7 protein-coding genes are annotated in these 11183 nt (G+C 43.0%); 4 read left to right on the top strand and 3 right to left on the bottom strand.

Annotated elements, in window-relative coordinates:
• Positions 1–185: 185 nt before the first annotated feature.
• Entirely contained in the window at positions 186–713 is a 528-nt protein-coding gene (locus MTF68_RS16225) for a sugar O-acetyltransferase (protein WP_248463075.1), read from the bottom strand.
• Positions 714–867: 154 nt separating this feature from the next.
• Between MTF68_RS16225 and MTF68_RS16220 the strand changes: the two genes are divergently transcribed.
• The 4 genes from MTF68_RS16220 to MTF68_RS16205 all read left to right on the top strand — a co-directional run bounded on the left by MTF68_RS16220 (position 868) and on the right by MTF68_RS16205 (position 6305).
• Entirely contained in the window at positions 868–1632 is a 765-nt protein-coding gene (locus tag MTF68_RS16220) for a DeoR family transcriptional regulator (RefSeq protein WP_121638182.1), read from the top strand.
• Positions 1633–1678: 46 nt separating this feature from the next.
• Positions 1679–3499, top strand: a complete 1821-nt coding sequence (gene glmS, locus MTF68_RS16215; protein WP_121638181.1) for a glutamine--fructose-6-phosphate transaminase (isomerizing) — start codon at positions 1679–1681, stop codon at positions 3497–3499.
• A 111-nt stretch (positions 3500–3610) separates the two neighbouring features.
• Positions 3611–4798 (top strand): alpha/beta hydrolase-fold protein, encoded by a 1188-nt coding sequence (locus MTF68_RS16210; RefSeq protein ID WP_248463074.1) that lies wholly within the window; start codon positions 3611–3613, stop codon positions 4796–4798.
• Between the two features lie 205 nt (positions 4799–5003).
• Positions 5004–6305: a DEAD/DEAH box helicase gene (locus tag MTF68_RS16205; RefSeq protein ID WP_248463073.1), complete on the top strand. Its 1302-nt coding sequence runs from the start codon at positions 5004–5006 to the stop codon at positions 6303–6305.
• A gap of 96 nt (positions 6306–6401) precedes the next feature.
• Here MTF68_RS16205 and MTF68_RS16200 read toward each other — a convergent pair whose 3' ends face one another.
• Together MTF68_RS16200 and MTF68_RS16195 are read right to left on the bottom strand one after the other, a co-directional pair.
• Positions 6402–9623 carry a S41 family peptidase gene (locus MTF68_RS16200; RefSeq protein WP_248463072.1) on the bottom strand — a complete coding sequence of 1074 codons (3222 nt, stop codon included), beginning with the start codon at positions 9621–9623 and terminating at the stop codon, positions 6402–6404.
• Between the two features lie 155 nt (positions 9624–9778).
• The gene (locus tag MTF68_RS16195; protein ID WP_248463071.1) at positions 9779–11179 is read right to left on the bottom strand and encodes a 5-methyltetrahydrofolate--homocysteine methyltransferase; all 1401 of its coding nucleotides are present in this window, start codon (positions 11177–11179) and stop codon (positions 9779–9781) included.
• Positions 11180–11183: the final 4 nt, after the last annotated feature.

Genomic DNA, 11183 nt, shown 5'->3' with positions numbered 1-11183 from the left:
CTCTACCGCTGTGGGCACTACGACATTGCCAGGCTTCAAATACAAGAAAGCCCGACTCGAAAGAGCCGGGCTTTTTTGCGTCTGCAGAAAAGTGAAATGCGGACAATTAATGCACACTCATCTACTTCTAGAATGTAGGTCGGGCGAGCGTAGCGACTCCCGACGCTAAAAAACATCGATTATAATTATAGTGTTCTTATCTCACGAGCTGGATTACCAGCAACAACAGTATCCGCCTCTACATTTTTAGTAACTACAGATCCCGCACCAATAACACTGTTATCCCCAATGCATACGCCCGCTAAAATAATTGCACCTGCGCCAATCCACACGTTGTTGCCTATTGTAATAGGAGCAGTAAAGTTTTCTTTATTAAGTCGCTGTGTAGGGTTAATAGCGTGAGATACCGCTAATAATTGCACGTTAGGGCCAATTAAGCAGTCATCACCAATGCTGATAGCTCCTTCACTAATTGGGGCATCTAATACCGTACAGTTAATGTTTATGAAGCTACGATCACCAATAGCTATTTGATTACCATAATCGCAATGAAAACCTGATTCTATAATTACGCCTTCACCGCATTGAGCGAATAGCTCTTTAATGCGTTTTAAATTACCTTTACTCGGGCTTTTATTGAAGAGTCGGCATATTTCGCCTGTTTGTTTACGTAGGGCTAAAAGCTCTTTGTTTAAGCTATTAAATGGCTGCATTAAAGTTTCTTTGTTTAGTTAAGGGATGCTGTGACTATTTTACCTTTATTATTACTCGTTGAAAGCTGCTTTATTTTTGCTCGTTCACTTGCCATTTAACTAGTTTCGTTTAGAATTGCACATCTTTCGAAACGAAACTTAATCTACGAGCTTTATGACTAAACGAAACACCCAGCAACGCCGTCATTTAATACTTACTCAAGTTAATGAGCTAGGTGAGGTGGCTGTTGAAAAGCTTGCGGAGCAGTTTCAAACATCTGAAGTAACCATTCGTAAAGATTTAACCGCGCTTGAAAAAAGTGGCTTATTACTGCGCCGTTACGGCGGTGCTATCGCGCTGCCAAAAGAAATCGTCACCGACGAAATAGACTCTAAGCGCAAGGTAGCAATAGCTAAGGCTGCAGCTGCACTTATAAAAGATCATAACCGCATTATTATTGATAGCGGGCGCACTACGGCCGCTATGATCCCAGAGCTTGCAAATAAGCGCGGGTTAGTTGTAATGACCAACGCGATTAAAGTGGCGAGCCGTTTACTATCACTTGAAAACGAGCCAACACTTTTAATGACCGGCGGTACGTGGGATCCGCATTCTGAGTCGTTTCAGGGGCAAGTTGCCGAAAACGTATTATGCTCTTATGACTTTGATCAGCTATTTATTGGTGCAGACGGCATAGATGTAAAACGCGGCACGACTACTTTTAATGAGTTAGTCGGCTTAAGCCAAGTTATGGCAAAGGCCGCCCGTGAAGTAATAGTAATGGTTGAGTCAGATAAGATTGGCCGAAAAATACCAAATTTAGAATTACCGTGGAAAATAGTAACCACATTAATAACCGATACTGGCTTAGCAGATGATAAACGCAAAGCGATTGAGGCGTGTGGTGTAAAACTAATTTGTGCAGAGATTATTGAATAGTAACTACAAAGCGAGTTACTAGAATTAAAAAATTAATGGAGACACTATGTGTGGAATAGTTGGGGCGGTTGCAGAACGTCCAGTAAACAAAATTTTAGTTGAAGGCCTTAAACGTCTTGAATACCGTGGCTACGACTCTGCCGGTGTAGCACTTTTAGAAGGCTCTACGCTAAATACTGTAAAAGCAGTAGGTAAAGTAGTTAACGTAGAAGCTGCACTTGAGAAAGCAGGCGTTAGCGGTCATACAGGTATTGCACACACACGTTGGGCAACACACGGTAGTGTTACAGAAGAAAACGCTCATCCGCATGTATCAAACAACCAGCTAGCACTTGTACATAACGGTATTATTGAAAACCATGCAAGCTTACGCGCATCACTTAAAGAAGAAGGCTACGAGTTCTTATCTGAAACCGATACCGAAGTAATGGTGCACTTAATTCATAAGCTTCGTAAGCAACACACTACGTTACTTGCATCTGTTCAAGCAGCGGTTAAGCAATTTGAAGGTGCATTTGGTACCGTTGTATTTGATAAAGCAAACGACAACGAAATCATCGTAGCGCGCTCAGGTAGCCCACTTGTTATAGGTTTAGGCCTTGGGGAAAATTTTATTGCCTCTGATCAGTTAGCACTATTACCAGTTACTCGTAGCTTTATCTTTTTAGAAGAAGGCGACGTAGCCCGCATTACGCGTGATACAGTAGAAATTTTTGATGAAAATGGCGACGCAGTAGAGCGTGAAGTTGTTGAATCAAACATCACGCAAGATGCATCAGGCAAAGGCGACTACCGCCACTACATGCTAAAAGAAATCTACGAGCAACCACTTGCGGTACGCAATACCCTTGAAGGACGTTTAAACGACGACCGTGTAGCAATTGATGCCTTTGGCGACAGCGCTCAGCAAATATTTAAAGATGTAAAACACGTACAAATTATTGCCTGTGGTACGTCATACCATTCAGGTATGGTTGCACGTTACTGGCTTGAGCAATTTGCTGGCGTTAGCTGTAATGTTGAGATTGCCTCTGAGTTTCGTTACCGCCAATCGTATGTACACGAAAACAGCCTACTTGTGACTATTTCTCAATCGGGTGAAACAGCCGATACGCTAGCTGCATTACGTTTAGCTAAAGAGCAAGGTTACATGGCATCAATGACCATTTGTAACGTACCTGGTTCATCGCTTGTACGCGAATCTGACCTTGCCTTTATGACCAAAGCCGGCGCTGAAATTGGTGTAGCTTCTACTAAAGCATTTACCACGCAATTAGTTGGTTTGTTAATGCTTACTGCGTCTATAGCGCAAGAAAAACAGCTTGATCAAAGTGCCATTGTAAATGCTATAAAAGTACTTCCTGCTAAGCTTGAAGAAACATTACTACTGGCAGATGGCATTGCAGACCTTGCAGAAGAATTTGCAGACAAGCATCACTCGCTGTTTTTAGGTCGTGGTTCGCAATACCCAATTGCAATGGAAGGTGCGCTTAAACTTAAAGAAATTTCGTACATTCACGCAGAAGCCTACGCAGCGGGCGAGCTAAAACATGGCCCACTTGCACTTATTGATGCCGACATGCCAATTATTGTTGTAGCACCAAACAATGAGCTATTAGAAAAGCTTAAATCAAACGTAGAAGAAGTACGTGCACGTGGCGGCATTATTTACGTATTCGCAGATAAAGATTCACACTTTGAGTCAGACGACACAATGCGTGTAATCAACGTAAACCACACTGACGACATTATTGCGCCAATTGTTTACACGCTGCCATTACAGTTACTGTCGTACTATGTAGCGGTAATTAAAGGTACCGACGTTGACCAACCACGTAATTTAGCTAAATCGGTTACGGTTGAGTAAGGTCAATTGGTTGGTAATTACTTGTTGAAGATTAAAGGCGCTTAATGCGCCTTTTTTTGTACCTCAAAGCCTGTTAGATTAAATAACACACTATTTTCTAAAGGATTAGTAATGCGTTTATTAACCGCTGTTTTTATATGTAGTTTATTTATATTTTATTCTAGTAGCACACTTGCAGAGCCTGATTTAAAACAGCAAACCATTAGCTATACGCAACAAATACATACTATTAATTCAGCAATTTTAAACGAAGAGCGCACAGTTGTAGTCCAGCTTCCAAAGAGTTATCAAGCTAATCCAAACAAAGTTTATCCGGTCATTTATCGCCTTGATGGTGCGGGTAACATACCGCTTATAAGTGCTGTGATGGAGCGCTTGCAAAATGATAATCGTGCGCCAGAGGTTATTATTGTCGCTGTTGAAAACACTAATCGACTCAGAGATTTTTACCCTACAGTGAATAAAGAGCCACAAGGCCCGGTAGGTGAAGGCGGTGGTGCAGCAAAGTTTTTAGTATTTATTGAGCAAGAACTTATGCCCTTAATTAATAAAAGTTATCGTACGCACAATTATAATGTGATTGCAGGGGCCTCTGCGGCAGGCGTGTTTGCACTTTATACAATGCAAGCTAACCCTGAGCTTTTCCAAGCACACATTGCTTACAGCCCTGCGGTTTGGTGGAACTATGGCGCACCGGTAAAAGCAACTAAGGCGTTTATTAATACATCAAAAGACCTAAATAACTATGTTTACATTAATATAGGCGAAGAAGCAGGCATAATGCGTGAGCGATACAATGAACTTCAGCAAGCTTTGCAATCTAATAGCTTGCTAAATTTACGCTTTTTTAGTGATGCGTTTGATGGTGTCTCGCATAATCTGACTTCGGCCGCTGGTTCATTTAATGCCTATCACAACTTATTTTTGCCTAAACAAATGCCCATAAGTGATTTAACTGACGATGTAACCTCTATTGATGCTTATTATCAAAACTTATCTCAACAATGGGGCGAGCAGATTGCGCCACCGGATCGCGCTGTTAGATCACTCGGTTATAACTTAACGGGCAGCAAGCAATTTACCCGTGCTATTGAAGTGTTTAAGTACAATATAAAAAACCACCCAAAATCAGTCGATGCGTTTTCAGCCTTATCTTATGGCTATGAAATGCAAGGCGATACTCGCCAAGCGCTTAAACAGATGGAATCTGCTTTAGCCATTACAAATGACTCATATCCTTATATAAATTATTTAAGAGAAACAAAAGCTAGGTTACAAGCAGAACTTAGCAAGAACTAATAATATTGCTAACTTAGTTGTTGGCTTTTTATGAAAGCCTCTTTAAGTTTGGAGTGCTCACGGTGACAGTCAAATTTCCTCGAAGCTTGTAGCTCGACGCTCGCAGCCATTACTTAAACCACATTAAAATCACTAATCCCTACTTAATAAGAGCTAAATACGCTAAAATTACAGGCTACTTTTTTAGCAATAAGCCCACAATTTTATGACCTCAGCAACAAGCCCTAGCACCTTTAACGATCTTGGCCTTATTCCAGAGCTACAAGCTCGTTTAACCGATTTGGAATATAACCAACCTACGCCAATTCAAGCTAAGGCGATTCCAAGTGTACTGGCTGGTAGCGATTTAATTGCGGGGGCAAATACTGGCTCAGGTAAAACAGCGACGTTTGCTTTGCCTATGCTACAAAAAATGTTTGTTGAACAAGGCGCTAAAAAAGCAGCGAGCAAAGGTAATTTTGTCACTGGGCTTATTTTGGTACCTACGCGCGAGCTTGCTACGCAGGTGGCCGATAGCGTTAAATCGTATTCTGCTAACTTTAATGGCGCCATTAAAACGGTGGCGGTATTTGGTGGTGTGTCGGTTAATACACAAATGCAGGCTCTACGCGGCGGCGCCGATATCATTGTTGCAACGCCAGGGCGTTTGCTCGATTTAATCTCAAGCAATGCTATTAAGCTCGATAAAGTAACGACCTTAGTGCTTGATGAAGCCGACCGCATGTTAAGCCTTGGCTTTACCGAAGAGCTTGCTGAGTTATTAGCGTTAATGCCTGCTAAAAAACAAACCATGTTATTTTCAGCAACCTTCCCAGAGCAAGTCACACAATTAACGCAAGAGCTGTTAACCAACCCAGTTGAAATACAAGTTCAAAGTAAAGACGAAAGCACGCTTGTACAGCGCGTATTTACAGTTAATAAAGGCGAAAAAACTACGGTTTTAGCGCATTTAATTAAAGCGCATAAATGGCGCCAAGCGCTTATTTTTGTAAACGCTAAAAAAGACTGTGAGCACTTAGCAGGTAAGCTTGAAAAGCGTGGTATTAACGCACAGGTATTTCATGGTGATAAAGGCCAAAGTGAGCGTACTCGGGTAATTGAAAAGTTTAAAGCCGGTGAAATAGAAGTACTTATAGCCACCGATATAGCAGCCCGTGGTTTAGATATTGCCAAACTGCCTGTTGTTATTAACTTTAACTTACCGCGCAGCCCCGCTGATTATATGCACCGTATTGGCCGAAGCGGCCGTGCCGGTGAAGTTGGCCTAGCGTTATCGTTAATTGATTACGAAGACTTTCATCACTTTAAAATAATCGAAAAGAAAAACAAACTGCGTTTAGAGCGTGAAGAAGTAACCGGTTTTGCGGTAAACCAAGCAAATCTTGATGCAGCACAAGCACTTAAAAACGACAAGCCAATGGCAAAGCCCGCCGGCACAGGCAAGAAAAAGAAAAAAAATAAAGCCGACGATATAGATGATGTATGGAGTGGTTGGAGAAAAAGATAAGCCTTAATACATATAAATCATTAAACTCGAATTATTAAAAAACCCTGCACATTTGCAGGGTTTTTTTGGTATTAGCTAATATTGCTATATAGCAAATTAAAACTTAGACGGAGCTGGTGGCACCACTAAAGGTTGCTTAGGGTTTTCTTTAAGCTCCTTTAGTAACTCCTGTACAGCACGTTCTATTGATGGATCTTGGCCTTTATAAATAAGCTCTGGGCGATCAACCACTTTAATATCAGGAGCAACGCCTTCGTTTTCTATAATCCAGTTACCTTGGGTATCTAAAATACGGAAAGTAGCCGCAATAACTTGCCCGCCATCTACAAGAGCAGGGTTGCCAGAAATACCAATTAAGCCACCCCACGTACGCGTACCAATTAGCTTACCTAAACCCGCTTGGCGGAAGTAGTAAGGAATTGCGTCACCGCCTGAGCTTGAATAGCCGTTTATTAGCATTGCTTTCGGACCGTCGTGTGCAAACTGTGGCGTTTTAGTCGGCTCGGTGCCTCGGCGTTTCCAATAGTTAAGTGGTTTACGTGCAAGCCAGGTGATCATATGCTCAGGAATATAGCCCCCGCCATTGTAACGGTCATCAATAATCATGGCGTCTTTGGTTGTTTGCGGCATGTAATTTTTAAACATGGCGCGGTTACCTTCATACGCTGTATTTGGCAAGTGTACGTAGCCAATACGCCCGTTTGATAGCTTATTAACGTAGGCTGCACGCGAGTTAACCCAGTCTAAATAACGTAGGCCTTGCTCACTGGCTACAGGTTTTACAGTTACTTGCCACGCGCCTTTGCTATGCGGTTTACTGTTTAGCACCAGCTCTACTTGCTCGCCTTGGGTGTTTTCAAGGAGTTCGTAAAAGTTAGCAACGTCTTTAACCGAGCGGCCGTTTACCGCAATTATGTAATCGCCGTTATGTGCTTTTACGCCTGTAGTACCCAGTGGTGAGCGGAAATCGTCATGCCAGTTTTCACCTTTAAAGATTTGCTCTATTTTTACATAACCCGATGGATCGCTTGCAAGCTTAGCGCCTAATAAACCGTGGTTTTTACGCTCGGCTTTTGGCATATCGCCCGATTGCACGTAAATATGACCTGAGTTAATTTCGCCAGCAATTTCGCTAAGTACGTAATCAAGGTCGCTACGGTGGCTAATAGCATCAGCCATAGGTTGGTATTTAGCTAAAATAGCATCCCAATCTTGTCCGTGATGGTTTTCGTCGTAGAACCAGTCACGCAATGTGCGCCAGCCTTCTACGTACATTTGTTGCCACTCAGCTTGCGGGTTAATTTTAAGCGTCATTTTGCTTAAATCTAGCTTGTTGGCGTCTAAGTCTTGCTTTGGTTTCGGCTCGATTACACTATAACCGCCACTTGTATGTACAAGCAGGTGTTCGCTGTTGCTCGATATAGTGTAATGGCTAACGCCTTTAGCCACGGTTTCTAGCTCGCTATCGTGCTCGGTGCCTATAAGTTGTAAACCACCATTAGCAAGTGTAAGCACGCCGTCTTTTACTGCGGTTAAGCCACGGTAATCGCCAGCAGGAGCATTAAGCGCGGTAACACGCTGCATAAAGTCGCTGCTTTGCAGTGCGTTTTTAACTTTTTTGTCGTCTTCTTTTTCGTCGTCATCGTCTTTTACAATCGTGGTTTCGTCACTTTGTAAGGCAATAAGCGGTTTAACACTGTCGTTTACTGCAGCCGCATAAATACGGGTGGCGCGGTTAAACATGTAGTCAAACTCGTAGCTGCTAAACGCAAGGTTAAAGTCGCGCTCAGAGCTAAAGTAAAGGTATTGGCCATCTGGCGAAAAGGTTGGGTTTTGCTCGTTACTCATTTCATCTGTTAGGCGCGTTACCTTTTCTTTTTTAAGGTTGTAGTGCCACAGTGAGGCATAACGGTTTTCGTTATTTTTAACATACACAATGTCTTGGCTGTTAGGCGACCACGTATACTGAGTAATGCCGTCTTCGTCGTAAATGCCGGTATCAATTTTGTGTTGCTTGCCCGATTTTGCATCTAACCACCACAGTGTGTGGTTTTTATCTGCAAACAACAGCTTAGTGCTATCGGGTGACCAAATAGGCGTAAAGCGCCAAATAGTGCCATTGCTAGTGAGCTGTTTAATGGCATTATTTTTACTGCGATCTTTTAAGTAAATTTCGTACTCGCCGCTTTCATCGCTCATGTAAGCAATATAACGCCCATTTGGCGACCAACTTGCGTCTATTTCACGGCTCTTATCTGTGTACGATAAGTTACGCGTAGGGCCTTGTTTAACAGGTACACTAAATAGCTCGCCACGGGCTGTAAATACAGCACGTTTGCCATCGTGAGAAATCGACATAGAATCAATAAAGTCGCTTACATTTTTGCTGTACGGCATAGCGTATTGGCGCACACCGGCAATGTTAATGCTCAGCTTAGTGCTTTTTTGTGTTTTTGCGTCAAAGCGATATAAGTAACCGCCGTTTTCATACACAACCGCATTAGGGCCTGCTGAGGGCCAAAGTACGTCAAAGTCTTTAAAGTTGGTGAGCTTTTTAGGCTCACTGCCTTTGCGGTATTGGTAAAGGTTTAGTGTGTAATCACGGTCAGATACAAAATAAATATTGTCGCCAACCCAGGTAGGTTGCTGGTCGGTTGCACGGTTAGTGGTAAGTTGCTCTGAAGTGTTATTTTCTAAATCGTAAATCCATACATCTTGCGCACGGCCGCCACGGGTGCGTTTCCAGGTACGAAACTCACGGTCAATGGGCGTATAAACATACTTGCTACCATCTGGGGAGAGCATACCGCCGCCAGTTTCTGGAATAGCTAAAGGCTGCTCAAGGCCACCGTCGGCAGGGACCATATAAGGGCGACCCATACGTTTGCCCCATGGTGTGCGGTTTGCTCTAAACACCACATTTTTACCATCGGCGGTCCAATCTAAAACGCGGTAATCAAAGCCACCACGCGGCGGCATTGGGCCAACATCGTTGTAGTATGTAAGCTGCTTAAGGCCTGAGCCATCGCTGTTGATCACATATACTTGGCGGCTGCCATTATACTCAGCCGAAAACGCAATACGCTTACCATCAGGAGAAAACTTAGGAAATGTTTCAAAACCAATGTGGTCGGTTAAACGTTTGCTTTCGCCGGTTTGTGTATTAGCAATATAAATATCGCCGCTGTAAACAAAGGTCACGTTTTGGTTATGAATATCAGGAAAGCGTAGTAAGCGAGTGTCTTTAGTTTCATAGGCCGATACACTCGGTGCAATAACTGCAGCCAAGGCAAGCGCCAATGTTGTTAATTTTTTCATGGGATTACATCCTATATTAATAGCTGTTACATCATAACAATAAGGTTATAAATAGCGATGCACTTGCGATAAAAGGTCTGTTACAAAATGTGAATAAAAAAAGGTTGGCATTAAAACGCCAACCTTCAAGGGAGTACTCTTTTTAAAGAGTGAAATTAGTGGCCGTGATCGTCTTCTTCTTCCTCTTGCGCAATACCAAGCCAAGTAATTGCACTAGGAGCAAAAGTAAGCTCAACCTCACTTTCAATTTCTAAGTCTTCAAGGTGTACTTGCACAACGTGCTGAGCAATAGGGTCGGCTACATAAGCAAACTGACCATTTTGCGCCACTGTCATGCTAAAGCTCATGCCCTCTGGCATGGTTGATACATCTTGCTCGGTAATATCAACTTGGCCTTCAAGCTCCCAATGCATTTCGCCATCATGGTCGTGTGCACTAAATACATTTAAAAAGCCTAAGCTGTCTAATATTAAAAAGTGCTCGCCATGGGCAGAAAAAGAATACGACACAGCACTTGCGCCATCGGCTAGTTGCCATTCTAGTTCTTCCATTTGTGCTGTTGCTGGGCTAATAGTTACAATTACGGCTTCGCCGCCACCATGGCCAGATGCTACGCCAATAAAGGTCTCGCTATCTTCGTGGCCATAAATACTACCAATGCGTAAATCGCCAACGGCTGCAATGTTCGCTATTTTTTCAGCTTCGTATTCATCATCGTGCTGGTGGGCTAATAACACACCATCGCTACAGCCAAATGCCACGTAGTCGTGGTTTTGTGCAGCACCGTGTAAATCAGGGCACGTAAGGTCTAAGGTTTGTTCAAGCTCGTATTCACCATCATGAAAATGATAAACACCTACTTGGTCTGGCAGTACTTTAGCAACCGATGTGCTTTCGCTGTCATCACGGCGAAGTGTTGATAATAAATGCTCACCGCGTGGCTCTGCTACGCCGTGCATATTAATATTGTAACTAATACCCGGTAGCGTTGCTGTTGCGCTGGTTATGTCGTTATCTGTTAATACTTCAACAGAGGCAACCGTGCCTGAGTCTGCATCACCATCATAAAAAACAGCTAATTGGCCATCGTGTTTTACAAGATGAGTAGGTCGGCTGCCACTTGTTAGCTCATAACTGCTAGCCGCTGGGCTTTGCTCGTAGTCGTGTAAATGCTCGCCATGGTCTTCACGCCATAAACCACCATCAATAAAGCCTAAGTAATCTTGTGCGCGGCTTGCAATAACGGCATAACGAAAATCAGGTGATGACGATAGCGTGTTTGAATCATTCGTCAGGGTAAATGTTTCAAGTAAAGCGTTGTCATCTAGGTCGTAAAAGCTGGCTTCGTTGCTATCGCCTGCAAGCACAGCTAATCTGCCTAATGAATCGATTGTGTAGCCATCATCATGGTCGTGATCATCATCGTCATGATCGTGCTCGTCTTCTACAACAATAGGGTCTTTTTCTACAATATTGGTCTGGGCATCGCCACAGGCTGTAATAAATGTAGTGCTAATAGCCAGTGCAATAAGCTTTAATTTGTATAGTTTTTTCATGTTT

The organism is Pseudoalteromonas sp. 2CM37A, assembly GCF_023161885.1.
Classification (GTDB): Bacteria; Pseudomonadota; Gammaproteobacteria; order Enterobacterales; family Alteromonadaceae; genus Pseudoalteromonas; species Pseudoalteromonas atlantica.
The sequence above is the reverse complement of the archived record's forward strand: the minus strand, read 5'-3'. Positions and strand labels throughout refer to the sequence as shown.

Bases quoted from the DNA above. Each gene is read 5' to 3' on its own strand.
- MTF68_RS16225 (WP_248463075.1), bottom strand. From the start codon at position 713: ATGCAGCCATTTAATAGCTTAAACAAAGAGCTTTTAGCCCTACGTAAA.
- MTF68_RS16220 (WP_121638182.1), top strand. From the start codon at position 868: ATGACTAAACGAAACACCCAGCAACGCCGTCATTTAATACTTACTCAA.
- glmS (WP_121638181.1), top strand. From the start codon at position 1,679: ATGTGTGGAATAGTTGGGGCGGTTGCAGAACGTCCAGTAAACAAAATT.
- MTF68_RS16210 (WP_248463074.1), top strand. From the start codon at position 3,611: ATGCGTTTATTAACCGCTGTTTTTATATGTAGTTTATTTATATTTTAT.
- MTF68_RS16205 (WP_248463073.1), top strand. From the start codon at position 5,004: ATGACCTCAGCAACAAGCCCTAGCACCTTTAACGATCTTGGCCTTATT.
- MTF68_RS16200 (WP_248463072.1), bottom strand. From the start codon at position 9,623: ATGAAAAAATTAACAACATTGGCGCTTGCCTTGGCTGCAGTTATTGCA.
- MTF68_RS16195 (WP_248463071.1), bottom strand. From the start codon at position 11,179: ATGAAAAAACTATACAAATTAAAGCTTATTGCACTGGCTATTAGCACT.